The 25361-nt window shown below is 61.9% G+C and carries 20 protein-coding genes and 1 pseudogene; 9 read left to right on the forward strand and 12 right to left on the reverse strand.

The features are described from left to right. The first annotated feature begins 154 nt into the window (after positions 1-154). Complete coding sequence (trmL, locus tag BLT85_RS13615) at positions 155-619, forward strand: tRNA (uridine(34)/cytosine(34)/5-carboxymethylaminomethyluridine(34)-2'-O)-methyltransferase TrmL (RefSeq protein WP_093395752.1); 465 nt, start codon at positions 155-157, stop codon at positions 617-619. A 239-nt stretch (positions 620-858) separates the two neighbouring features. On the opposite strand, the gene BLT85_RS13620 is transcribed toward trmL, so the two are convergent. Then, a complete protein-coding gene (locus tag BLT85_RS13620; RefSeq protein ID WP_093395755.1) occupies positions 859-1836 on the reverse strand; it encodes an NADPH:quinone oxidoreductase family protein in 978 nt (325 codons plus the stop codon). A 157-nt stretch (positions 1837-1993) separates the two neighbouring features. On the opposite strand from BLT85_RS13620, the gene BLT85_RS13625 reads away from it, so the two are divergent. Next, positions 1994-2398 (forward strand): flagellar basal body-associated FliL family protein, encoded by a 405-nt coding sequence (locus tag BLT85_RS13625; protein ID WP_093395758.1) that lies wholly within the window; start codon positions 1994-1996, stop codon positions 2396-2398. Positions 2399-2454: 56 nt separating this feature from the next. Here BLT85_RS13625 and gshA read toward each other — a convergent pair whose 3' ends face one another. The 3 genes and pseudogenes from gshA to BLT85_RS13640 form a co-directional block, all read right to left on the reverse strand. After that, positions 2455-4032: a glutamate--cysteine ligase gene (gene gshA / locus BLT85_RS13630; RefSeq protein WP_093395760.1), complete on the reverse strand. Its 1578-nt coding sequence runs from the start codon at positions 4030-4032 to the stop codon at positions 2455-2457. 74 nt (positions 4033-4106) lie between these two features. After that, positions 4107-4508 (reverse strand): PaaI family thioesterase, encoded by a 402-nt coding sequence (locus BLT85_RS13635; RefSeq protein ID WP_093395763.1) that lies wholly within the window; start codon positions 4506-4508, stop codon positions 4107-4109. A 172-nt stretch (positions 4509-4680) separates the two neighbouring features. Beyond that, positions 4681-6859: pseudogene (locus BLT85_RS13640) on the reverse strand (Tex family protein); the annotation flags it as partial. Between the two features lie 193 nt (positions 6860-7052). Here BLT85_RS13640 and ompR point away from each other — a divergent pair. After that, positions 7053-7775 (forward strand): osmolarity response regulator transcription factor OmpR, encoded by a 723-nt coding sequence (gene ompR, locus BLT85_RS13645; RefSeq protein ID WP_093395768.1) that lies wholly within the window; start codon positions 7053-7055, stop codon positions 7773-7775. Beyond that, positions 7772-9073 (forward strand): ATP-binding protein, encoded by a 1302-nt coding sequence (locus tag BLT85_RS13650; RefSeq protein WP_231701484.1) that lies wholly within the window; start codon positions 7772-7774, stop codon positions 9071-9073. Before ompR ends, BLT85_RS13650 begins: the two co-directional genes overlap by 4 nt. Here the strand turns inward: BLT85_RS13650 and BLT85_RS13655 are convergent, their stop codons facing one another. From BLT85_RS13655 to pilG, 8 genes are all read right to left on the reverse strand, one after another. Next, positions 9074-9541 (reverse strand): chemotaxis protein CheW, encoded by a 468-nt coding sequence (locus BLT85_RS13655; protein WP_093395771.1) that lies wholly within the window; start codon positions 9539-9541, stop codon positions 9074-9076. 26 nt (positions 9542-9567) lie between these two features. Then, positions 9568-10527 (reverse strand): chemotaxis protein CheB, encoded by a 960-nt coding sequence (locus tag BLT85_RS13660; RefSeq protein WP_157718183.1) that lies wholly within the window; start codon positions 10525-10527, stop codon positions 9568-9570. Beyond that, on the reverse strand, positions 10520-17173 hold the full coding sequence (locus BLT85_RS13665) for an Hpt domain-containing protein (RefSeq protein ID WP_093395776.1): 6654 nt from the start codon (positions 17171-17173) through the stop codon (positions 10520-10522). Before BLT85_RS13665 ends, BLT85_RS13660 begins: the two co-directional genes overlap by 8 nt. A gap of 2 nt (positions 17174-17175) precedes the next feature. Further along, on the reverse strand, positions 17176-18060 hold the full coding sequence (locus BLT85_RS13670) for a CheR family methyltransferase (protein ID WP_093395778.1): 885 nt from the start codon (positions 18058-18060) through the stop codon (positions 17176-17178). 63 nt (positions 18061-18123) lie between these two features. Beyond that, positions 18124-20163 carry a methyl-accepting chemotaxis protein gene (locus BLT85_RS13675; protein WP_093395781.1) on the reverse strand — a complete coding sequence of 680 codons (2040 nt, stop codon included), beginning with the start codon at positions 20161-20163 and terminating at the stop codon, positions 18124-18126. Between the two features lie 75 nt (positions 20164-20238). Continuing rightward, positions 20239-20775 carry a chemotaxis protein CheW gene (locus BLT85_RS13680; RefSeq protein WP_093395784.1) on the reverse strand — a complete coding sequence of 179 codons (537 nt, stop codon included), beginning with the start codon at positions 20773-20775 and terminating at the stop codon, positions 20239-20241. Positions 20776-20816: 41 nt separating this feature from the next. Then, entirely contained in the window at positions 20817-21182 is a 366-nt protein-coding gene (pilH, locus tag BLT85_RS13685; RefSeq protein WP_093395787.1) for a twitching motility response regulator PilH, read from the reverse strand. Between the two features lie 33 nt (positions 21183-21215). Further along, entirely contained in the window at positions 21216-21632 is a 417-nt protein-coding gene (gene pilG / locus BLT85_RS13690) for a twitching motility response regulator PilG (protein ID WP_093395790.1), read from the reverse strand. A 216-nt stretch (positions 21633-21848) separates the two neighbouring features. On the opposite strand from pilG, the gene gshB reads away from it, so the two are divergent. The 5 genes from gshB (at position 21849) to pyrR (ending at position 25360) form a co-directional block, all read left to right on the forward strand. After that, the gene (gshB, locus tag BLT85_RS13695) at positions 21849-22811 is read left to right on the forward strand and encodes a glutathione synthase (RefSeq protein ID WP_093395793.1); all 963 of its coding nucleotides are present in this window, start codon (positions 21849-21851) and stop codon (positions 22809-22811) included. A 64-nt stretch (positions 22812-22875) separates the two neighbouring features. Beyond that, a complete protein-coding gene (locus BLT85_RS13700; RefSeq protein WP_093395795.1) occupies positions 22876-23775 on the forward strand; it encodes an energy transducer TonB in 900 nt (299 codons plus the stop codon). A gap of 75 nt (positions 23776-23850) precedes the next feature. Then, positions 23851-24420 (forward strand): YqgE/AlgH family protein, encoded by a 570-nt coding sequence (locus BLT85_RS13705; protein ID WP_093397779.1) that lies wholly within the window; start codon positions 23851-23853, stop codon positions 24418-24420. After that, entirely contained in the window at positions 24420-24857 is a 438-nt protein-coding gene (ruvX, locus tag BLT85_RS13710; protein ID WP_093395798.1) for a Holliday junction resolvase RuvX, read from the forward strand. Before BLT85_RS13705 ends, ruvX begins: the two co-directional genes overlap by 1 nt. Further along, positions 24854-25360 (forward strand): bifunctional pyr operon transcriptional regulator/uracil phosphoribosyltransferase PyrR, encoded by a 507-nt coding sequence (gene pyrR / locus BLT85_RS13715; RefSeq protein ID WP_093395800.1) that lies wholly within the window; start codon positions 24854-24856, stop codon positions 25358-25360. The genes ruvX and pyrR overlap by 4 nt, the downstream gene beginning before the upstream one ends. The last annotated feature ends 1 nt before the right edge of the window (position 25361 follow it).

Consider the following 25361-nt stretch of genomic DNA (forward strand, 5'->3'; position numbering starts at 1 on the left):
GGCTGGAGCCGCCTTTTTTTTTGCCCGAAGCGAGGCAATGCTGCCTCGTGAGCCGGCAGCCCCGCTCTCCTCTCCCCGGGCAGCTATCCGCTTCTTGTAGCAGGCCCAACGTCTGGCTAAACTCGCAGGCCGCCCTGCCTGACGATACCCGCGCATGTTTCACGTCGCCCTGCTCGAACCTGAGATCCCTCCGAATACCGGCAACATCATCCGCTTGTGCGCGAACACCGGTTGCCAGCTCCATCTGATCGAACCGCTGGGCTTCGAACTTGACGACAAACGTCTGCGCCGAGCCGGACTCGATTATCACGAGTTCGCTGCAGTAAAGACCTACCCGTCGCTCCAATGCTGCCTGGCGGCCGTCGCGCCGCCTCGGGTGTTTGCCTTGAGCACCAAAGGCTCACGCAACTTCACCGAGGTGGCCTACCAGCCGGGTGACCTGTTCTTGTTCGGACCGGAGAGTCGCGGCCTGCCGGTCGAGGTACGTGAGAGCCTGCCGGCCGAGCAGGTACTGCGGATCCCGATGCGGCCCGATAGCCGCAGCCTGAATCTGTCGAACAGCGCAGCGATATTGATCTTCGAAGCCTGGCGCCAGCACGATTTCACAGGTGGCGGGTAGCCCTGCGAACCGTGGTTTGTGTAAGCGCACCCGGGCGCGAACTGCGGCGTAAATCCCTTCGCGGTCATGCCCGCTCCTACAGGACTTCGAATCCGCGGGGGCTTGGAGGGGTTCTGTAGGAGCGCACCTGGGCGCGAACAGCGGCTTGTCTCTCCTGCGCCGCCGTCCCGCCAATAGTCCGTGACCTTACACAACAAAGCCGGCGCGAGGCCGGCTTTGTTGGGTCTGACAGAGCGCGGTTAGCGCACCTTGACCACGACCTTGCCTACGGCCTTTCGCGAGCTCAGCACGTCGAGCGCCTGCTCGTACTCGTCGAGGTTGTAAGTCTGCGATACCAGCGGCTTGAGCTTGCCTTCGCTATACCAGGCGAACAGCTGCTGGAAGTTCTCCAGGTTGGCCTGCGGTTCGCGGGCAGCGAACGAGCCCCAGAATACGCCGACGATCGACGAACCCTTGAGCAACGCCAGGTTGACCGGGAATTCCGGAATGCGGCCGCTGGCGAAGCCGATGACCAGCAGACGGCCCTTCCAGTTGATCGAACGCACGGCCTGGTCGAACAGATCGCCACCGACCGGATCATAAATCACGTCGGCGCCCTTGCCGCCGGTGAGTTCCTTGACCTTGTCCTTGAGGCTGTCTTCGCTGTAGTTGATCAGCTCGTCGGCGCCGGCATTCTTTGCCACTTCGAGCTTCTCCGCGCTGGACGCCGCAGCAATGACTCGCGCGCCCATCGCCTTGCCAATCTCCACTGCAGCCAGACCCACACCGCCGGAAGCACCAAGCACCAGCAGGGTCTCGCCCGGCTTGAGCTCGCCGCGCTGCTTGAGCGCGTGCATGGACGTGCCATAGGTCATGCTGAAGCCCGCAGCAGTGACGTAGTCCATGTCCTGCGGCATGGGCAGTACGCGGGTGCCGTCGACAGCTATCTTCTCGGCATAGCTGCCGAAACCGGTCAGAGCCATGACGCGATCACCGGATTTCACATGCTTGACGTTCTCGCCAACGCTGGAAATGACGCCAGCCGCTTCGCCGCCCGGGGAGAATGGGAACGGTGGCTTGAGCTGATACTTGCCTTCGATGATCAGCGTGTCAGGGAAGTTGACGCCGGCTGCGTGGATGTCGATGACCACTTCGTTTTTCTTGGCAACCGGATCAGCGGTTTCCTCGAGAACCAGGCTGCTGGCTGGTCCGAATTCTTTGCACAGTACGGCTTTCATGTTCGCTCCCTTGTTGAGGTTTTGGCACAGTCTAGTCGGTCTCCCGGCAAAGCGGTCAATCACCATGCCCGGGGGTGATCGCGATCCATAACAGCGCTGCGATTTGGCTGCAACGGGGCGCTCGGCTATCCTGTGCCAAATCACTGGAGTACCCACCGTGCATCGCCCCATTCGTTTACTGCTTGCCCTGTTGTGTCTGGCCGTCATGAGTACCCCGCTGCAGGCTCAGGAGCCTGCCGCAGCCGAGCCGCAATACGTCGAACTCAAACCCGCCTTTGTTGGCACCATCGGCCCCGGCCCGAAGATCCAGTATCTGAAGGTGGACGTGGCATTACGCGTCAACGATCCGGCCGCCGTGGACAAGGTCAAGTATCACGATCCGCTGATTCGCAATGCTCTGGTCGGGCTGTTTGCCCGTCAGTCACGCGAGGCACTGGCTACGCTGGAGGGCAAGGAGCAGTTGCGTGCAGAAGCGCTGACTGCAGTTCGTACGGTGCTTGAGGAAGAGGAAGGCCAGCCGCTGGTCGATGATCTGCTGTTCACCAACCTTATTACCCAGTAACACCGCTTGAAAAACGCCGGTCCACGCGGATCTGCCCGCGCAGGCCGGCGTCCTGGTTAGCCTTCCTGGCTGAGATACCGCTCTACGAACGTATCGAAGTCCACTTCGTCCGCCGCCTCGATGGCCGCCTGCTCGGCGAGCGAGGCATCCGCCTGAATGCGGAACGCCCGCATGCTCTCGGCATCCAGCGGGCGCTCTGTGAAATGCTTGCGGTGTGCTTCGGACTGCGTGAGCGCGAAGCGGAAGAAGCTGTTGCCGTGTCGCTCGATGTCCGCCAGCACTCGCGCCGACGGCGTCAGCGCTGCGTCCTCCAGCTTGCTGCGTTGCAGCGCGAGACTCTCGCTGTAGGCGCTGGTCTGTTGCGTTTCGTCGAGCACCCGGGCGCAGCTGGCGATGTCATCAAGCAGGCTCAGCCCCCACTCCTGCAGCGACCGTTGCTGGCCCGAATCGCTCAGACTCAGGCCAGGCTCGCGCCCGCGCTTGACTGATAACGCGAAGTTCTCGGCCAGCTCCGCACAGCTTTGCGGGGTATGCGCCGGGCTATCTTCCAGCGCACAGTACAACAGGAAGCTGTCGAGAAACCGCGCTGTCTCCGGCTCGATGCCCATGGGCGAGAAGGGATCGATGTCCATGCAGCGTACTTCGATGTATTCCACGCCGCGCGAAGCCAAGGCATGTACGGGCTTCTCGCCACTGCGAGTCACCCGCTTGGGTCGAATCGGGCTGTAAAATTCGTTCTCGATCTGCAGCAGATTGGTATTGAGCTGCTGCCACTGCCCGTCGGCATCATGCGTTCCCATCGCGGCATACGGGGCGTACGGAATGCTGGTGGCTTCGCGCATGCTGGCGATGTAGTTGTCCAGGCTGTTGTAGCAGACGTTCAGACCGGACTGGGCATTGTTGTTGTAGCCCAGGTCGCTCATGCGCAGGCTGGTGGCGTACGGCAAGTAGAGACTGCGCTCGCCGAGCCGCTCGAGCTTGTGATCGCGTCCTTGCAGGAAGCTCGCGCACACCGCAGGCGAGGCACCGAACAGGTACATCAGCAGCCAGGCGTAGCGGCGGAAGTTGCGAATCAGCGCCACGTAGCGCTCGGACTGGTAGTCCTGCGCTGTTGCCGTATCCCCGCTGCGTTGCTGCAGTGTCGCCCACAGTTGCGGTGGCAGCGAGAAGTTGTAATGAATGCCGGCAATGCACTGCATGGCCTTGCCGTAGCGTATCGCCAGGCCGCGCCGGTAGACATGCTTGAGCATGCCGATGTTGGAGGTTCCGTACCAACCGATGGGAATATCCACGTCTGCTGCCGGAAGCAGGCACGGCATCGATTCGGTCCACAAACGCTCGTCACCGAGCTGGGCGTAGGTGAAACGATGAATGCGATCGAGGCTATCGAACAATCCGCCAAGATAGGCGCTCACCGGCGTGATCAACTCGAGCAGCGCTTCGGAATAGTCGGTGGTGATGGTCGGGTGGGTCAGCGCCGAGCCCAACCCCAGCGGGTGGGGCGTGTGCGCCAGCGCGCCGTCGGCGCTGATGCGCAGGCTTTCCTTTTCGATACCGTGCAGGCAACCACGTAGCAGCTCGCGGTGCTTCGGCTGATGGAGCAATTCAAGGCTGTCGCTGAGCGTTGGTGACAATTCGTCACTCCTTAGGCAATTCGCCGGCTACAGCTACGTGTGCCAGCAGTCGAGCTCGTTGAGTATAGGAGCGGTCAGATACGGGCGAAGGTTCCCAGACTTTTTGCCACCAGGGCACCGTCCTGCCAAACCTCGCCATCGACGACGACAGTGCGCGTTCCGGCATGCACCACCTTGCCGGTGCACTGCAGTTCTCCGCCAGTCACGGCGCGCGTGTAGTTGATCTTGCATTCGACCGTTGCGGTAGTCTCGTGAGCCTCGAGCACGCTGAAGGCCGCCGCGCCCATCGCCGAATCCAGCAGCGAGAATATCACTCCGCCGTGGACCCGTTGTGTGGAATTGAAATGCTCTTCTCGGATAGCCAGCTTGAGCACACAGAGACCGCGATCGAGCGAGTCGAACTCCAGCCCGAGCATCTGGGTAAAAGGACTCATACGATTGCGGGCAAACTCGGTCAGTGATGGGTGTTGGCTCATGGTCAGCGCTTCTTCAGGTCTTTGGCATTGGCAAACAGGCTGGCAAACGTACCACCGGCTTCCGCCGGCGCACCAGCCCCGGCTGGCTTGCCTCGGCCGCTATTCCGTCCTTTGGCGCGATCACCCTGTCCGGCGCCAGCGGATTCGCGGCGTGCCTGGGGCGAGCTGCCTGCGCCGGGCTCGTCGCTCATGCGCATGGTCAACCCGATGCGTTGGCGCGGAATATCCACGTCAAGCACCTTGACCTTGACGATGTCGCCAGCCTTGACGACCTCGCGGGGATCCTTGACGAACTGGTTCGACAGCATGGAGATGTGTACCAGACCATCCTGATGCACGCCAATATCGACGAAAGCGCCGAAGTTGGCCACGTTGGTGACCACGCCCTCAAGGACCATCCCGGGCTTGAGGTCACTGAGCTTCTCGACGCCTTCCTGGAAGGTGGCTGCCTTGAATTCGGGGCGCGGATCACGGCCGGGCTTGTCCAGCTCCTTGAGGATATCGCTGATCGTCGGCACACCGAAATGCTCGTCAGTGAACTTCGCCGGGTCGAGTTTTTTCAGGAACGTCGAGTCGCCGATCAGGCTGCGTATATCGCGTCCGGTCTCACCGGCAATCCGCTCTACCAGCCGATAGGCCTCGGGGTGCACGGCCGAGGCATCCAGCGGATTGTCGCCGTGCATCACCCTTAAAAAGCCCGCTGCCTGTTCGAAGGTCTTGTCACCCAGACGACTGACCTTGAGCAGCTCCCGGCGACTCTTGAACGCGCCGTGCTGGTCGCGATAGTCGACGATGTTCTGTGCTATCGAGGGATTGAGCCCGGACACCCGGGTCAACAGGGGCACCGAAGCAGTATTGAGATCCACCCCGACGGCGTTCACACAGTCCTCGACCACCGCATCGAGACTACGAGCGAGCTTCACCTGCGAGACGTCGTGCTGATACTGCCCGACCCCGATCGATTTCGGCTCGATCTTAACCAGCTCGGCGAGCGGGTCCTGCAGCCGACGCGCGATGGAGACCGCCCCGCGGTAGGTGACGTCCAGGTCGGGGAATTCGCGGGCCGCCAGTTCCGAGGCGGAATAGACCGAGGCTCCCGCCTCGGACACGACGATCTTCTGCATCTTCAGTGACGCGCAGAGCTTGAGCAGGTCGGCTGCGAGCCTGTCGCTCTCGCGCGAGGCGGTACCGTTGCCGATGGCAACCAGATTAACCTGGTGCTTGTTGCACAGCGACGCCAACACAGCGAGCGACTGGTCCCATTGATTGCGCGGCGCATGGGGGAAAATGGTGGCGGTATCCACCAGCTTGCCCGTCGCGTCCACCACGACCAGCTTGCAGCCGGTGCGCAGCCCAGGGTCCAATGCCAGGGTGACGCGCGGGCCAGCCGGGGCCGACAGCAACAGATCCTTCAGGTTGCTGGCGAAGACGCGGATCGCTTCATCTTCGGCGGCTTCACGCAGATCCCCTAGAAGCTCGGTCTCAAGATGGCCCAGCAGCTTGACGCGCCAGGTCCAGCGCACCACTTCGCCCAGCCATTTGTCTGCCGCCCGGCCCTGTTGCTCGACCCCCACCGACTTGGCGATGATCGCCTCGCAGGGATGCATACTGCCCGGCGCCGCTTCGCCGTCGCCGAGCTCGAGAGCGATGCTCAGCACCCCTTCGTTGCGCCCACGCAGAATGGCCAGCGCACGGTGTGAGGGGACCGTCTTCAACGGCTCGTCATATTCGAAATAATCGCGGAACTTGGCGCCCTCTTCCTCTTTGCCGGGCACCAGACGCGACACCACGCGACCATCCTGACGCAGCGCCTGGCGCAGCCGCTCGATCAGCGAGGCGTCTTCGCTGAAGCGCTCCATGAGGATGTACTTGGCACCATCGAGGGCGGCCTTGGTATCCGCTACGCCTTTCTCTGCATCGACGTAATCGCGGGCCAAAACCTCTGGATCGAGCTGGGGATCGGCGTACAGCTGCTCAGCCAACGGCCCAAGACCTGCTTCCAGGGCGATCTGGCCCTTGGTGCGCCGCTTGGGCTTGTATGGAAGGTAAAGATCTTCAAGCCGGGTCTTGGTATCGGCCTGATTGATGTCGCGCGCCAGTTCGGGCGTCAGCTTGCCTTGCTCGTCGATGCTGGCAAGGATCGACTTGCGTCGGTCTTCCAGCTCGCGAAGGTAGCGCAGTCGCTCTTCAAGGTAGCGCAGCTGGGTATCGTCCAGGCTGCCAGTGACTTCCTTTCGGTAGCGGGCGATGAAGGGCACGCTGGCGCCCTCGTCGAGAAGGCCTACGGTTGCAGCAACCTGCTCGGGACGAACCGCCAGTTCGCTGGCGATGCGCGAGGCAATACTATCCATGGATGAGGATCCGGTCGTTTTCACAAGCCGCGCAGTATAGCTGACTGACCAGCCTATACGGCACCCGCGGTGATCGCGCTATTGGCGCGGCGACGCATACCCTGTACAAAAGAAACCTCTTGTAACGATGGGGTCAAAGGAATAAAACCGGCATCTGCGACAATAACTGCAAGCGATAACGAGGCGGGAACGGATGAACAGCGAAGGCGAGAAGATTCTGATTGTCGATGACGACGTGAGACTGCGGCGCTTGCTCGAGCGTTTCCTGACCGAGCAGGGGTACCGCGTCCGGGCTGTCGAAAACACCGAACAAATGGACCGGCTGTTGGCTCGTGAACTGTACTCACTGATCGTGCTCGATCTCATGCTGCCGGGCGAGGACGGCCTCAGCGCCTGCAAGCGTCTACGTGAACAGCAGAACACTACGCCGATCATCATGCTGACCGCCAAGGGCGACGAAACCAGCCGGATCCAGGGCCTTGAGCTCGGCGCGGACGACTACCTGCCCAAGCCATTCAACCCACGCGAACTGGTGGCACGCATCAAGGCCGTGCTGCGCCGTCAATCGCCACAGGTGCCCGGTGCTCCCAGCGCTGAGGACGACCAGGTCACCTTCGGCGACTTCGTGCTCAATCTGGCCACTCGCGAACTCAAGCGCGGCGATGAAGTGAACATGCTCACTACCGGCGAATTTGCCGTGCTCAAAGCGCTGGTTCGTCATCCGCGCGAGCCGCTGACCCGTGACAAGCTGATGCAACTTGCCCGCGGTCGCGAGTGGGACGCGCTGGAACGCTCCATCGACGTGCAGATTTCCCGGCTGCGCCGAATGCTCGAACCCGATCCCTCCAAGCCGCGGTACATCCAGACTGTCTGGGGCGTAGGCTACGTATTCGTACCGGACGGCCAGGCGACGTGAAAGGCGGTCCGGGTTGGCACCCCCTGCTGCCGCGCAGCTTTTTTGCCCGTACCATCCTGCTGGTTCTCGTGGTGACGCTGTTTTCAAAGCTCCTAACCATGGTCTACCTGCTGAGTAACGAGGATCTGCTGGTCGATCGCCAGTACAGCCATGGCACGGCCATGCTGATCCGTGCCTACTGGGCCAGCGGTGCCGACGCGCGCCAGGATATCGAAGCCATGACCGGCGTCGAACTGGTGCCGGAGAACGAGGTTCCGCCCGGGGAAGTACACTGGCCCTATTCCGGCGTATTCACCAACCAGCTGCGCAACGAACTGGGCGATCGTACGCAGGTGCGGGTACGTATCCAGGACGAGCCTGCGCTCTGGGTGACTCAGCCAGCCTATCGCGGGCAATGGTTGAAGGTGCCTATCTACGCGCATCCGCTGCGCGGCCAGCGAATCTGGATGGTGTTCAGCTGGATGTTGCTGATCGGCATGCTCTCCACCGCGGCGGCCTGGATTTTCGTCCGCCAGCTCAACCGCCCTCTGAAAGTCCTGGAACTGGCTGCACGGCGCGTCGGTCAAGGTCACAGCATTCGCCTGCTCGACACAGGCGGGCCAGCCGAGATTGCCGAGGTGTACCGGGCATTCAACCAGATGGCGCAGGACGTAGAACAGGCCAACCGCGACCGCGCGCTCCTGCTCGCCGGTGTCTCGCACGACCTGCGCACCCCGCTCACACGCATGCGCCTGTCCACCGAACTGCTTTCCAGCGCTGAGCCTGAACTGACCGATGGGATGATTCGCGACATCGAAGACATGGACGCCATCCTTGACCAGTTCATGGCTTTCATCCGCGACGGAAGTGCCGAACCGATTCACCCGGATGACATCAACGAGCTCATTCGGGAAGTGGTGGCGCCGCTCAATACCGGAGAGGAAAAGGTGAGGCTGTGCCTGGAGCCGGTGCCGGAGATCCCGCTGCGCCGGCTATCGATCAAACGCGTCATGACCAACCTGGTGGAGAACGCCCTGAATCATGGCGGGTCGGGGGTCGAAGTCTGCACTCACGTGACCCGCGCCGCGACGAACTCATACTTGGTGGTGAGTGTGCTGGATCGCGGGCCGGGCATCGATCCTACCGAGTGTGAGGCGCTGTTCACGCCATTCACTCGGGGCGATCGCGCTCGCTCGACCAAGGGGACCGGTCTGGGGCTGGCGATCGTCAAGCGCATCGCTGACGGCCATGGGGCGACCGTGCAGCTGCTCAACCGTACCGGCGGCGGTACCGAGGCGCGGTTGAGTTTCCCCTTGTGATCAGTCGAGCAAGCCGGCGTCAGCCAGTGCTTGCTCGATTGACAGCAGATCCGGTATCAGCATGACGGTCGCCTCGTCAGCCAGCCTTACCGGCTGACTGACGTACTCGGCACCCTCGCCGGCCGGCTCGATCTCACCGCGCAGGACCTTCCGCGAGCGGGGAATACCCCAGATACGAAGCCCGATGAAGTTCAGGCCTTTGCGCCCACCCAGCGCGTTGAGCACCAGCGTTCGCGGGGCTGCATCGCCAGGCTGGCCGCTCGGCTGTCCCAGCAACCGTTCGGGGTCGATCAGCGGAACCTTCTGGTCCCGCCAGGTGGACCAGCCGAGGAACCAATCCGGGCCCTTTACTGCGGGCTGGCTCAGTCGGTAACCCACCAACTCGGCGACCGCGACGTTGGGCAGCAGCAGAGGCTGCCCGCCCAACGGCACGATGAGTCCATTCAAGCTATCCAATGCGTCTGCCATCGACCTGCCTCTCTATACGCGGCGCGCTAGGGCGCCACTGCCCACTCCTGCTCCAGCCAGTCACGTAAAGCGCCGGCGAGCTGCTCGGGAGATCCCTGCCGGCTACTGTGGCCGGCGTCCTGTACCGCCTGCGGCATGATTGCACAGGTGGCGCTTTCCGCTGTCTGCGTCCACACCTCCATGCCGCTCTGACGCATTCGCCCGCAGGCCGCAACGCCATCTTCGCCCATCCCGCTGAATATGATCGCTCCGCATGCCGGAGCGAAGCTACGCATTACCTCGTCGATCACCGACTCGATTGCCGGCTGGTAAGGGCCGGGCCATGGAGCGTCGCTCAGACGGACGTCTCCGTCCGGGCCGAACCGCATGCTGCGCTCGATCGGCGCAACCATCACTTCGCCGGGTGCTAGTCTCGCCCCCGCCACACAGTTCACCACCCGCCAATCGTTGTGGCGGCCGATGATCTGCGGCAGCTGGGCTTCGAACGCTGCATCAATGTGCTGGGCATAGACGAAGGCCACCGGCAGGGTAGTCGGCAGCAGGTCGAGGAACGCCTTCACCGCGTTCGGCCCGCCCAACGATGCGGCCAGCACCCACACGCAACCCGCCAGACCCGGCGCCTTGGCAGCCGCAAACGTAGGCGCTACACCCGTCGGAGGAGAGCCTAGCAGTGGCAGCAACTTGTTATACAGCTGCCGCTGCCAGCGCGGGTAGTCCTCACTATCGATGGCTGGCGTATCGCCCACGCCGATAAGTACCGGTACGTCGCTTTGTCCCAGAAGCCAGTCGATCGACTCGCAGTCTTCGGCGACATCGAGCAGCCATAAATCGGTCTCGACCGAAGCCAGGTCCGCCGGCACCATCGCTTGGGGACCGTCAACGAACACCAATCTGTAGCCGAACGCGGTAAGCACCTCGGCGAGGCTGTCGCGCCTGGATCGCCTGCTTGCCAGCAAGGCGATGGCAGGCGCCAGCTGATCAGTCACTGAGCGCAACCAGGCGGCCAATCACTTCCAGTAGTTGACCTTCCTGATACGGCTTGCCCAGATACTCGTTGACCCCGATACCGCGCGCCCGGTCCCGATGCTTCTCGCCGGTGCGTGAGGTGATCATGACGATTGGCAAGTCATGCAGCCGCTCGTCGTGACGCACCAGGGTTGCCACTTCGAAGCCGTCCATGCGAGGCATTTCGATATCCAGCAGCATGATATCCGGCTGGATATCCTGCAGCTTGGCGATCGCCTCGACTCCGTCTTTTGCCGTGACAACTTCCATTCCGTGCCGCTCGAGCAGGCGACTGGTCACCTTGCGCACGGTGATGGAGTCGTCCACTACCATGACCAGCGTCGGCCGCTCTTCGCTCTGTACCTGTGCAATCTGTTGGCGCTCGGCAGCCAGACGCTGTTGTGAATGCAGCGCCTGCTGCGCGCGGATAACTGCCAGCAGATCAAGAATCACCACCACCCGACCGTCGCCCAGAATGGTCGCGCCGGAAATACCGGGCACCACAGCAAACTGCTTGCCGAGACCTTTCACGACGATTTCCCGCGAGCCGGCCAGCGCATCGACCTGAACCGCGACGCTGTGCTCGGTCCCCCGTACCAGGATCACCGGCAGCGGCAGACTGTGCCCGCTCAGCTTCGGCTGCTGACCAGTGACCAGCAGGTCGCCAAGGTAGCGCAGGTCATAGGTCTTCCCTGCGTACTGGAACGCCGGAGCATCAGGCGCGTAATAGGCTTCGAGTTCGTAGCCGGAGACCCGCACGATACCCTCGATGGTATTCAACGGAATGGCGTAGAGGTCTTCACCGGAATACACCATCAGCGCGCGGTTGACCGACACGGTAAACGGCAGGCGGATGGTAAATGCCGAGCCCTGTCCAGGCTCGGTGGTCAGTGTCATGCTGCCGCCGAGCTGTTTGACCTCGGCATTGACCACGTCCATCCCGACCCCACGACCTGAGATCTGCGTGACCTTTTCCGCCGTGGAGAAACCCGCTTCCAGAATGAACTGGAGGATTTCCTGATCGGTCAGCTCGGCCGATGCGTCCATCAACCCGCGTTCGACCGCCTTGCGACGGACCGCATCCAGATTGATGCCTGCCCCGTCGTCGGCGAGCTGCAACACGATCTCTCCGCCTTCACGACGCAGGTCGAGGGTGATGTTGCCCTGCTCCGGCTTGCCGTTATCGATACGCCGTGCAGGCATCTCGATGCCGTGGTCCACGGCGTTGCGCAGCATGTGCTCCAGCGGACCGATCATGCGTTCGAGCACGCTACGATCCATTTCGCCTTCAGCATTGCCTACCGTCAGCTCGACCTGCTTGCCCAGTTCCGTAGCCACCTGCCGCACTACTCGACGCATACGCGGCAGCAGTCTTTCGAAGGGCACCATGCGTGTACGCATCAGGCCTTCCTGCAGTTCGGTATTGACCCGGGCCTGCTGAACCAGCAGCGTCTCGGCATCCCGGCTTTTTGCTGCCAGGGTTTCCTTCAGATCCAGCAAGTCAGAGGCCGACTCGAACAACGACCGCGAGAGCTGTTGCAGCTGCGAGTAACGGTCCATTTCGAGCGGGTCGAAATCCTCGTAACCCTGTTCGATCTCTTCCTGGTGGCGCGACAGAATCTGCGCCTGGGTTTCCATATCAAGCCGGCGCAACTGGTCGCGTACCCGCTCGATGGTTGTTTCGACATCGGTCAGGGTCTGGCTGAGATCGCTCACCTGCTGTTCGACCCGGCCACGGAAGATGGATGTCTCGCCTGCCAGGTTGACCAGTTCTTCAAGCAATGCGGCAGGCACCTTGACGGTTTCCTGGCCACTGGTTCGGCTGAGGCGCTGCTGGGAACCCTGACCGGCCTCCATGGCCTGCTCCAGTACCGCCTTGACGTTCGCCAGCGTCTGGCTCGGCTGGGCAGGCTCAAGCATTTCGACAGGCTCAGCATTGCGTGTCGAAGTGATCCAACTTTCCGAGAGCGTCCAGTCGGCAGCTTCCAGCTCGCCACCCGCGGCAATCTGTTCGATAGCCTGACGCAACCCATCGATCGCCGCCTGGAGCGCTTCGTCATGCTCTTCACTGGCTTCGTGCAGTGCGGACTCGAGTCGTTTCGCCTGTTCAGCCAGCACATGCTGGCTCGCCAGTCTGGCGCTGCCTTTGAGTGTCTGGATGCGGTGCAGCAGCTCGTGAGCAGCAGCTGCATCGCTGCGTCGCGCATCGAGCAGGCTGCTGCAGGGTGCGAGTAGCTCCCGCGCTTCCTCGACGAACATGCCGAGCATGCCCTTGAGCGGCTGGCTGACCAGCCGGGCCGCGGGCGAACTCGCCTCGACAGCCTCGACCAACGGCGCCACTGGGGCAGGCTGTGGCTGGCCGGGCAGAACGACCGGAGCGTCCGGATTCGCTCGATACTGACGAATGGCGGCGATGAGTCCGCGACCGTCGCGCACCGGGCGGCGGCGTACGATCCCCTCAATCATTTCCGCTAAAGCGTCATGGCAGGCGTGGAGCAGTGCAAACAGCGGTTCGCTGGGCTGGTAACGCATTTCGCCCAGACCTTCATACAAGAATTCCAGTTCATGGGCCAGATCGCCGACGGGGGTAATCTCGGCCATGCGCGCGCCGCCCTTGAGCGTATGCAGATCACGCTGAAGCGACGCCACGGCAATACCGTTGCCGGTGTCTTCCAACCACAACCGCAGGCTTTCGCTGGAGCTTTCGATAATTTCCTGTGCTTCTTCGAGGAATATATCCACCAGCTCGGCATCGGTAGCCGAAGCGGCCGGGTCCCACAGGTCGTCGGTGGCAGCCGGCGCGGGTGCCCCGGGCTCGTCCAGCTCGGCTGGTTCATCAAGCGATTCGACACCAAGCTCAGACTGCGGCTCCGCCACCTTCGGAGCATCGGCTCCGCTGTGCTGCAACACGGCTTCGAGCGCAGCGATCTCGCTCACCGGCGCTGCGACGTGCTGGTGCGCCGCGACCTGGTCCATCATGGTGATCAACCGCTCGTGGCCTGCGACCAGCGCCGAAGCCGCCGTCTCGTCCAGATCGACACGTTGCTCGGCCAGCGCTCCGTGAACGTCCTCCAATGCCTGGCACAGGGACTCGAGATCGTGCAACTCGACGTCGCCAGCTACCTCACCAAGCGCCCGCAGGCTGGAGACCAGCCCGGCGCTGTCGACTGGCTCGGGCTCGCCGGGTTGCCAGGCAAGCAGCTGATCGGCTGCGTCCAGCAGTAGATCGAGACCTTCGGTAAGGAAGATCGACAGCAGACCCGCCTCACCGGCAGCGCTATCATCCGTTTCGCTACGACGCTTGTCCCGCGCCGCGAGCGCCTTGGCATGCATCTGCTGCAGGCGATCAAGGAAGTCGTCCGTGCCTTCGATCGGCTCTTCGGCGTTGACTTCGAGCCGCGACAAGCCGCTTTCGATCATCTCCACCGCCTCGCCCAGCAGGCTGGCAAATTCACGGTCGGCAGCGATCAGATTGGTCTTCAGCTCCTTGGCCAGCCTCTCCAACGGCGTGGCGAGTGCTGCGATCGGCTTGATGCCGGCCATGTGTGCGCTGCCCTTCAGCGTGTGCAGTGCTCGCTGAAGGGAATCACTGATACTGCGCGGCACGCTTTGCTCACACAGCGTCAGGAACGCTCGGATCTCTTCGATATGTGCCTGGGTTTCGTTCCAGAAGATTTCCAGGAGAACCGGGTCCAGGCCGTTGAGTTCCGGTTCGTCGGCCTGCTCGACCGAGGCGGCTGGTGTCGGTTCGAACGCATCCGCGGCGGACCCGCTGGTTTCGCTACGCTCGTCCAGCGACTCTTCTTCCAGGCCAAACGCTTGCTCGCCATCAGAAAGCTGATCGTCACTGATGCCGGCCAGCTCAATTTCCTCTGGCGCGACCTGTTCGGGCTCGACCGGCTCGGCTTCCAGAGGGAGGCCTTCAGTCGGGAATTCAATCGTATCGGCCGGCTCGTGCTCTTCAGGCAAAGACGAGGCGTCGATCGCGAAAACTTCATCAAGCTCTTCCGGTCCCTGTTGGGGCACTGCCTCGGCAAGGATCTGCTCGGGCTCGGACGCTTCTGTTTCGTCCGACAACGCAGCATCGCCAGCGCCGTCGGCTTCATCGACCGCCTCACCGACTGCTTGCGGCTCGGCCTGGGCCTCGGCAGCGGCCACATCGTCGATCGGTTCCGGTTGCGGCAAGGGTGTATCGTCGAGGGACGCTTCGGCCGTCTCGTCAACGTCAGCCAATGGCGTCGGCAGCGGGTGGCCCTTGCCCAGCGCGTCGGCACACGCCGAGAGATATTGCACCTCAGGTAGCATCTGTTGCTGATGGGCAGCGAAGTCATCCACCAGCCGCGGCATGAGTGCCCTAACATCGTTGACGACTTCGAACAGCTCGGTGCTGGTGGCAATGTTTCCGTCTATAACGCGGTTGAGCATGTTCTCGACAGACCATGCCAGCTCCGCAAGCACCCCGGCCCGGACCATCCTGCCACTACCCTTGAGGGTATGAAAACCACGGCGAACCTCGGCACGCGCCTTGTGATCCTCTGGATTTTCCTGCCAGGCGGGCACAAATTCCTGAAGCGTTTCGAGAACCTCGCCCACCTCTTCGATGAAGATTTCGATCAGTTCTTCATCGAGCTCGTCTTCTTCGGCTACGGTCGGAGCATTTAGCGGCGTGGCATCAGCGGACGTTGTCGTGTCCGGCGCAAAGTCTTCTCCCGGCTCGGACTGGCGTTCGAGCGCGTCTTCGATAGCGGCGACCGGCTGCGGCTCGATGACCTCTTCCGGTTCGTCGACTTCGGCCAGCTCATCGTCTCCCGCGACCAGAGAAGAGTCGAGCGGCTCAAGACCTGTCGATTCGCTCGGGGTGGCATCGAGCTCAATGTCCGCTGCCGAAGCGGGCGCTTCGGCAGCAAAGCTCTGCACGGTGTCGGCATCGTAGCCGAGCGAGGCCAGACGCTCTTCGGCCACGGCGAGAATGCCATCCCCACGGTCCGCATCGTCCTCGGCCAACCGCTCGAGGTAGTAATCGGCGCTGGTAATCACGTCGGCCAACGCGTCCAGAGAATCCCAGCCGGGTACTGCACGCGGTGCCATCAACAGATCATTGACGCAGCGCCGGCACGTCCCGACGACCGCAGACGCCCGCTCCAGCCCAAGCATGGCCAGGCTGCCGCGTACGCTGTTGAGGAGGCCGTCCACGGGCTCGAGATACTGATGATCCCACTGGTGGGCAATGAATGCATTGATCGCTTCGCGGGTCAGCTCAAGATCGTTCCGGGATTCATGCACGACTTGGCGGTGAACGGCCTGCATGTCGCGAGCGGCTGCGAGCCGCTTAGCCTCTTCCGACTCCGCTTTGCGGGTACCGTCGTCGCGCTCCTGACCGGAGATGCCCTGCAAACTGGCTTCTACGAACAGCAGGCCGCCGGCGATGTCCATCAAGGCACCGTCACCAATCGGCGAATTCGCGTGAGCCAGACGGTCGACCTGCTCGATCTGCTCGAGCAGCACCCGTCTTGGCTGGCCAAGACCCAGCATGGCCAGTGTGTCGGCGATCTGTTTGAGCGTCGGCAACATATCAGCCAAGTCCTCCGGCTGACGACGGTCGCTACGCACGAAGAGATCGAGACGGTCCTTGACCTGATTAAGCTCCTCGCCCAACGCAATGACGACCGACTGCATGGCGCTACGATCGGGGCCGACCAAGCGGCTGCTGCGATCGTCTTCCTGCTCGGCCTGATCCCAGGCGCCGGTAAGTTGGTAGCGCTCTTTGAGCGCGTCGAGCCGCGGAGTGCTACCGGAACTCTTGGCAACGTAGAACAATAAATTGCGCAAAAGCTCAGGAGCGGGCTTCGCGGTAAGCGCTTCCGAACCAGCCTCGAGCAATTGCCTCAACTCGCGATCGGCTTGACGCAGCAGTTGCTTGACCGCCGCACCCGGCTCGATGCTTCCGGCCTCCAGGCCTTCGGCAATGCCTGCGAACACCGACCAGAGATTGGCCGAAGGCGCGCCCCGGAAGATCTTCTCCAGGTAACCGAAAACCCGCAACAGTTGGTGTGCGTTGGCCTGCACATTATGTTCGCGCACAATGCCAGCCTGGGCGATCTGCATCGCCTGGCGCAGCTTGCGTAACTGACGTGCGATATCCGGGCCGGCAAAGCTGGCTTGCTGTTCGGCGCTGGCAGCCGCGCTATCCTGCTCGGCAATCTGCGGGCTGAACAGCGCATTCTCCGACAGGAGCTTTTCCCCCCGTGCCGAGCGCATGTCGTTCAACAGCGGCAGCAGCACCAGTGGCAGGTCTCGCCGGCCGGATTGCACCCGATCAAGGTAGGCCGGCATCTGCAGGACGGCCTGCATGAGCACTTCCAGCGCTTCGCCTTCGCGGCCAACCGTGCCGTGCATCAGCGCTTGAGCAAGCTTTTCCATTTCTTCGGCGAGCAACGCAGCGCCGTAGAACTCGACCATTTGCAGGGTACCGTGGACCTGATGGATATAGGTCAGACAGAACCGCAGTCGCGTCGAATCCTCGGGGTGTTCGACGAAGGCTTCCAGGGCCTGACGTGCCTGCCCGAGCGTTTCGGAAATCTCGCCTTTTACCCAATCGAGGGCGACATAATCATGCCGATCACCCATAGTCACTCCAGACTCTCGCTGCTGTCCCGGCGCACGTAGGCCTGCACCCGGTCATCGGGTACACGCTCGAGCAAAGGGTTGTTCCAGTCCACAATTTCACCTAGCCCGATGACCAGCATGCCGCCCGGCGCCAACCGCTTGGCAAGCAGACTGAGCAGATCACGACGGCGCCATCGGCGGAAATAGATGAGAAGGTTCTGGCAGAAGATGATATCCAGGTCCCGTAGCGGAGCCTGGGCCAGTTCAAGAATGTTCATTCGGCTGAAGCACACGCGCTCCCGCAGGCTGGGCAGCACTTCGTGATGCCCCTCCTCCAGGTCCGTCAGCCAGGTTTTACGCTCGGCCGGGGACAGACCACCGAGTCGACCTGTCGGGTATCGACCGGTACGACCCTGCTCCAGCGCTTTCAGGCTGATATCGGTTGCCCATATTCCATAGTCGCGCTTGTCGATGCGGAGCTCTCGCAGAGCCTGTTCGACGATGATTGCCAGGGAGTAGGCTTCTTCTCCGCTGGCGCAGCCGACGCTCCACAGTTGTAAAGGAGCGGCCTTGCCCGGACGACTGAGTACATCACGGATATGGCTGGAAACGCAGTCGAAGGACTGCCGGTGGCGCATGAAGCTGGTTTCGCGGACGGTCAGTCGCTCGATCAATGCCGACCACTCTATCGCACCCAGCGGGCCGCGGGTGACGTAGTCGTAGTAGGCTTGATAGTCGTCCATCTGCTGCTCGCGCATACGAGCATGCAGGCTGGTTTGGAGAAACGTCTTGCGCTGGTCGCTGACGCAGACGCCGGTACGCTCTTCAAGCAGGGCCTGCCACTGACGAAACTGGCTGATATCCATGTCCGGCAGCTGCTGCAATGACCAGTTCGGCGTTCTTTGCACAATGTGTCCCTTGCTCGAGCCGGCGATCGGGGTGCCTGGCGGTCACCCCTTTTCCTGAAATGCTCAGCTGTCCTGCTGTGGCAGCGTGAAGCCGTCGACCGACTGACGCATGGTTTCCGCCAGCGTCGCCAGCTCACCGATGCTGCGAGCAGTGGCGGTAGTACCGGTAGACGTCTGTGAGGTGATCTCCTGAATCACGTTCATGGTGTTGGAGATATGGCCCGCAGAGGAAGCCTGTTGCCGCGCTGCGTTGGAGATGTTCTGAATCAACGCCGCGAGGCTGGTCGATACCTTTTCGATCTCCTCCAGCGCCACACCCGCATCCTGCGCCAGGCGCGCACCGCGTACTACTTCCGAAGTGGTCTGCTCCATGGAGATAACCGCTTCGTTGGTATCGGTCTGAATGGTTTTTACCAGCGCCTCGATCTGCTTGGTAGCGCCCGAGGAGCGTTCCGCGAGTCGCTGTACTTCGTCCGCGACCACCGCGAAGCCTCGACCGGCGTCACCGGCCATGGACGCCTGGATCGCGGCGTTCAATGCAAGGATGTTGGTCTGGTCGGCGATGTCGTTGATCAGGCTCACGATGTCACCGATCTCCTGAGACGACTCACCCAGACGCTTGATCCGCTTGGAAGTATCCTGAATCTGTTCGCGAATGGTATCCATGCCAACGATGGTGTTCTGTACCACCTCGTTACCCTTGTTGGCGATGGCTACCGAGCGCTCCGCTACCGCTGACGATTCCGCGGCGTTGGCCGATACCTGGTCAATGGAGACGGCCATCTCGTTAACCGCAGCCGAGGCGCCGGCGATTTCCTGCGCCTGGTGTTCGGATGCTTCGGCCAGGTGCATGGCGGTGTTTTGCGTATCCTGGGCTGCCAGGGCCACCTGGGCGGCAGTATGGTTGATCGTTTCTACCAACTGACGCAGCTGGTCGATCGAGAAGTTGATCGAGTCGGCGATCGCACCGGTGAAGTCTTCGGTTACCGTCGCCTGAGCGGTCAGGTCGCCGTCGGCAAGGTCGGCAATCTCGTCGAGCAGACGAAGAATCGCTTCCTGGTTACGGTTGTTCTTCTCGGCGGTCTCGGCCAGACGGATACGCGTTTCGCGGGTCATCTGCATACCGATCAAGGCGATGCTGCCCAGAGCGATGACGGCAAGAAGTGCGCCGAGCAGGGTATTGATCCAGCGAGCGTCCGCACGCGCTTCGAAGCCCAGGGACAGTGCCGAGGCATTTTCCAGCAATGACTGCGAGTCGGTAAAGATCTCGTTCGCTGCGGAACGTACCTGATACAACTCAGGCGAGGTGAGCAGGATCTCGTCGACCGAGTCGGATACGAACTGGAACAGGTCGGCGATTTCTGTCAGACGCGATACCGCGTCGGGATCCGTCACCTGACTGATACCCATTCCTTCGTCGCCGTTGATCATGCCTTCCAGCACGCGACCGAACAGGCTGGCGTCGCGACCGAAACTGTCAGCTGCCATCACCGAATCAGCGTCACCAGCGAGCACCCGGTTAACCGAGCCAAGGATACGTTCGGCCAGCAGCGACTGACGCTGGGCGATAGCGATCTGTTGCGCCGGTGCGTTGTTGGCGATAAGCATATCCACCACGTCTTCGTACTCGACCTGCAACTGAGGCACGGTATCGGACAAGGTGGCGGCTACTTCATGCAGCGACAGTACGGTGTTCTGACTAGCGAGGATCGCGTCGGCGTTACTGCGCACCCGATCCCAGTCCGCCTGCACCGTGGCAACCTCTTCTTGCAACGACGCCGGCGCGGCTGGCAGGCCGGTCTCTTCGCGGCCGTCTACGATGTAGCCCCAGCGTGTCTGGAAATCATTACGTGCTTTGGCAAGCAGTGCGAAGGCTTCCGGCGTACCGGTCGCGGCTTCGGTCGCCGACTTGGAGATTTCCTGCGACAGAACCCGCAGCTCACCGGCGTGACCGATGTATTCGGTATCGTAGGCACTCTGAACGTTCAGATACAGAAAGTTGACGAAGAGCAGCAACAAGGAAACGATCCGCGCGGCGAACAAGCCGAGGAACTGTCGATTGCTGCGCATGGAGGAAAGCAATTGAGTGTCTAGCTTTTTCATCTGTTGGCCCCTACCTGGCCTACCGCCTATTCGTGTTGTCCCTGTTGCGACACCGGTCCCCGGCGCCGCTCCCGATCAAATCGCCACGTCCAGAAAAGCCTGGTCTCGCGCCAACGCCCGAAAATTGAAAACCAGCGAAACCGGATCCCGCCTATAGGCCCCAACCACATAGGGTCGGAACGCCGCAGGAACGTCGGGCGCGTCGCTGGTGAAGCTGCTAACGGGAAAATGCTGCATACCGAGCACTTCGTCTACCAGTAATCCGACGAACAGCTCGTCACGATCCAGTACAAGTACCCGACGTTGCTTGCGTGGCGCGGAAACACTGGCCCCGAAGAAACGGCTCAAATCGACGATCGGTAGCAGTCGGCCACGCACGTTGGCCACGCCCCGGACCCAGGATTTGACGCGAGGCAGGGCGGTATAGCGCGGCTCATGAAGAATTTCGCTGACTTCGCCCATGGCGGCGACCATCGGCTGGCCTGCCAGGCGGAAGCCGACACCACTCCAGGTTTCGCTGACGACTTCCTGCGCAGGCAGGCCGATAGCCTGCTGCCGGCATTGGTTAACCAGCAGCTGCAGAAGGTCGAATGGATGCGTAGCGTTTGACATGCCGTCCCTGTTCTCGTTGTTGCGGCATTGCCCAGTAGCGATCAGCTACCGAGCACCGACTTCAGTGTCTTGATCAGAGTGGCTTCCTCGACCGGCTTGGTCAGGTAGTCCTTTGCACCCTGACGCTTGCCCCAGACCTTGTCGGTTTCCTGGTCCTTGGTCGTAACGATGATTACCGGGATATGCGCTGTCTCGGCATCCTTGGTCAACTGACGAGTCGCCTGGAAGCCATTGAGACCGGGCATGACGATATCCATGAGAACTGCGTCGGGCTTTTCCTGGCGAGCCAGAGCCACACCATCGGCACCATTTTCGGCTTTCAACACTTCGAAGCCGTGTTTTTCCAGCATGCCCGTGAGCTTGTACAACTCCGTTGGCGAATCATCCACTACAAGAATTCTGGCCATATACTCCCCCGGTCAATTCAATGCGCGTCCGGTTCAGATCCCGGCAGCGCCTGCCATTTTTTTATCGGATTGCGGAACGTGCGCGCGAATCGCGCCCAGCAGCTCTTCCTTGCTGAAGGGTTTGGTCAGGTATTGGTCGGAACCGACGATACGACCCTTGGCCTTGTCGAACAGACCATCCTTGCTCGACAACATGATCACCGGCGTCGATCGGAACGCACTGTTGTTCTTGATCAGCGCGCACGTCTGATACCCGTCCAAACGCGGCATCATGATGTCGACGAAGATGATATCGGGGTGGTTGTCGGCAATCTTGGCCAGCGCATCAAAGCCATCGACGGCCGTGATGACAGTGCAACCGACCTTTTTCAGCAGCGTTTCCGCCGTGCGCCGAATGGTCTTGCTGTCATCAATGACCATGACCTTGAGGCTCTCGAAATTTTCTTCCATAAGACCAGCCCTTGTTATAGATGTGGGTCGTGTTCGCAGGCGGCATGGTGCCAACCCCGAGACCAGCCATTCCCTTTTCCGCGTACTTTTAGCATAGATTCCGAGGCCGTTCCATCGGCTTGCTCTGGTATGCTCCAAAGCATCATTTCAGTCAAACTTTTCAGTGCAGGAACCTGGCGTTACACTGCGGTGACTTTCCTCGTCAGGTCTTCCCTTATGCGCATCTGTATCGGCATCGTCATGGATCCCATTAGCCGGATCTCTTACAAAAAGGACAGCTCGCTGGCGATGCTGTTGGCCGCCCAGGCTCGCGGCTGGGATTTGCACTACATGGAGCCGGCCGACCTGTACATGGAGGACGGTCGTGCGATGGCTCGCATGTCTCCGCTTACCGTGCACGCCGACCCTTCGCACTGGTATGACCTGGGAGAAGCACGATCCGACGGGCTGGACTCGCTTGACGTGGTGCTGATGCGCAAGGATCCGCCCTTCGATAACGAATTCCTCTACGCCACACACATTCTCGAAGCCGCCGAACGCGCCGGGGTGCTGATCGTCAACCGGCCAGCCAGCCTCCGCGATTGCAACGAAAAGCTTTACGCCACGCAATTTCCGCAGTGTACGCCACCGAACGTGGTGTCTCGCCGAGCCGACATTTTGCGCGCTTTCGCACAGAAACACCGTGACGTCATTCTCAAACCGCTCGACGGCATGGGCGGGTCTATGATCTTCCGCATTCGCGAGAACGACCCGAACCTCAGTGTCATCATCGAAACGCTGACCCAGCACGGGGAGCAGCAGATCATGGCTCAGCGGTACCTGCCCGAGATAGCGGATGGCGACAAACGCATACTGATGATCGAAGGCGAGCCGGTGCCCTACTGTCTGGCGCGTATTCCGCAGCTGGGCGAAACGCGCGGCAATCTCGCTGCAGGCGGGCGTGGCGAGGCGCGACCACTCAGCGATCGCGATCGCTGGATCGCTGCCGAAGTGGGGCCCGCGCTACGTGAGCGCGGCTTGATGTTCGTGGGTCTGGACGTGATCGGCGACTATCTGACCGAGATAAACGTGACCAGCCCGACCTGTATTCGCGAGATCGACGCAGCGTACCAGACCGACATAGGCGGCCAACTGATGGACGCCATCGCCAGAAAGCTGGAAGCGAGACCTGGCGCATAGACTTTTGCCAACGGGAGCGGCAGACTGCGCAGCAATCGGCCGCTCGCTAAAGCCTACGGATAGCATGAACACAGCAGCAACAGTCACCGCAGCACCTGCCCCACCTACCGTGAAGCCCCGCGACCGCCTTGGATTCACCCTGTTCCTGGCGGCCGTACTGCATGCGCTGCTGATTCTCGGCGTGACCTTCGATCTGCCTACCCCCAGCGAACTGTCTCGCGCATTGGAAATCACTCTCGCCACGCAGCCTAGCGAGCAGATACCGGAGCAGGCGGACTACCTGGCCCAGGTGAATCAGGAAGGCAGCGGCACCCTGGACGAGAAAGCCGCCCCAAGCACTACCGAAGAAGCGGAGCTGCAGGACAGCGAAATCAACCAGGTAACGCCTGCCCAGCAAGCCAGCGCACCGCCACCCGAGCCGATTCAGCCCAAGCAGGTGGTCACCACCAGCGCCCCGGCACCGGACCGGGTGCGCCACGCTCCGGAAATCCCCGATCCAGTGCAGGCGCCTCGCCCGGCCCAGCGCTTCGACATGTCGCGATTGTCAGAAGAGATTGCCAGCCTTGAGGCCCAGCTGGCTGAGGAGCGCCAGCTCTATGCCAAGCGGCCGCGCGTGCATCGCCTCAACGCCGCCTCGACCATGCAGGACAAGGGCGCATACTATAAGGACGCCTGGCGCCGCAAAGTCGAACGCGTAGGCAACCAGAACTATCCAGCCGAAGCCCGTGACCAGAGAATCTACGGTAGCCTGCGCATGCTGGTAGCGATCAATCGCGACGGCACGCTGCGCGAGGTACGTATTCTGGAAAGCTCCGGCCACACTATCCTGGATAACGCCGCCCTGCGCATCGTGCGCCTGGCTGCGCCCTATGCTCCCTTTACCGGCGACCTGATCGACGTCGACGTGCTGGAGATCATCCGCACCTGGCGCTTCGAGCGAGGTGATCGGGTCTCGAGCTTCTGAGACACGCCGCTCAGCCACGTGGCCGGCTCTCATCCCGCTCTTGCCCTGCCCGCCCTTCGCCCCAATACTATGGGCATGAGCCAAAGCACACCGACCTATCTCACGCACCACTTTCTCATCGCCATGCCGCACATGGCCGATCCGCGTTTCATTCATAGCCTGGTTTACCTGTGCGAGCACAGCGAAGACGGAGCCATGGGCATCGTCGTCAACCAGATCAGCGGGCTCAACCTGTCCGACGTCATCGAGCAGACCGCACCGGATCTGGACGTACCGCCACCGGTTGGGCTGCGCCCCGTCTATAACGGCGGACCGATACAGGCCGAGCGCGGTTTCGTGTTGCACAGCGGTGATGCGGCCTGGGAAGCCAGCTTGGACCTCGGCCCCCTGCGCCTGACCACCTCGCGCGACATTCTCGTTGACATGGCTCGCGGCCTCGGACCCGAGCATTCACTGGTCGCCCTGGGTTACGCGGGATGGGACGCGGGACAGCTTGACCAGGAGTTGAGCGATAACTGCTGGCTGAGCGTACCGGCCGAGAACCATATCCTGTTTCAGGTACCCAGCGATCAACGCCTTGCCGCGGCGGCGCAAAGCCTGGGTATCGATCTCAATCTGCTCACCAGCCAGGCCGGACACGCCTGATGTCACGACCGCAGCGGCTGCTGGGCTTCGATTACGGCACTCGACAGATCGGCGTCGCGGTCGGCCAGACCCTGACCGGTAGCGCGCAGCCGCTCTGCGTCTTGCGCGCACGGGACGGCGTGCCGGACTGGCAGCAGATCGCCGCACTGGTCGGCGAGTGGAAGCCTGACGCCCTGGTGGTGGGATTGCCATTGAACATGGACGGCACGCCCAGCGCCATGAGTGCACGGGCCGAGAAATTTGCACGTCGCCTGGAAGGCCGATACCAGCTGAAAGTCCATTGTGTGGATGAACGGCTGTCGACCTTCGAGGCCAAGCAAAGCCTGCGCGACTCTCGACGCACGCCGAGCAGCTATCGTGACGATCCGGTCGATGCGCTGGCTGCAGCGCTACTGTTACAGACCTGGTTGGGCGAACAACCCATGGAGCAACCATGACCGAACTTCCCAACGTCGAGACTCTGCTCGATGACATGGCGCAGAAGCTGAGCGCACACTTGTCCCGGAACGGCCGCGACGACGCGGCTTTCGTCGGCATCCATACCGGCGGCGCGTGGATAGCCGAGCGGCTGCGCCAGCGCTGTCTGCCCGACGCGCCAATGGGCACACTGGACATCGCGTTCTACAGGGACGACTTCGAGCAACACGGACTGCCGCAGCGCGTGCGTCCGTCGGAACTGCCTTTCAGCGTCGAGGACCGTCATCTGGTCCTGGTCGATGATGTTCTGATGACCGGGCGCACCATCCGCGCGGCCCTCAACGAGCTGTTCGATTACGGCCGGCCGGCCTCGGTTACCCTGGTAACACTGCTCGACATCGAGGCACGCCAGTTACCGATTCGTGCCGACGTGCTTGGCGCCAGCCTGGCCCTCCCGTCCGGACAGCGGATAAAATTGACCGGCCCCGAGCCACTGAAGCTGACTCTGAACCCGACCCAATGAG

This window comes from Halopseudomonas xinjiangensis, assembly GCF_900104945.1.
GTDB lineage: Bacteria > Pseudomonadota > Gammaproteobacteria > Pseudomonadales > Pseudomonadaceae > Halopseudomonas > Halopseudomonas xinjiangensis.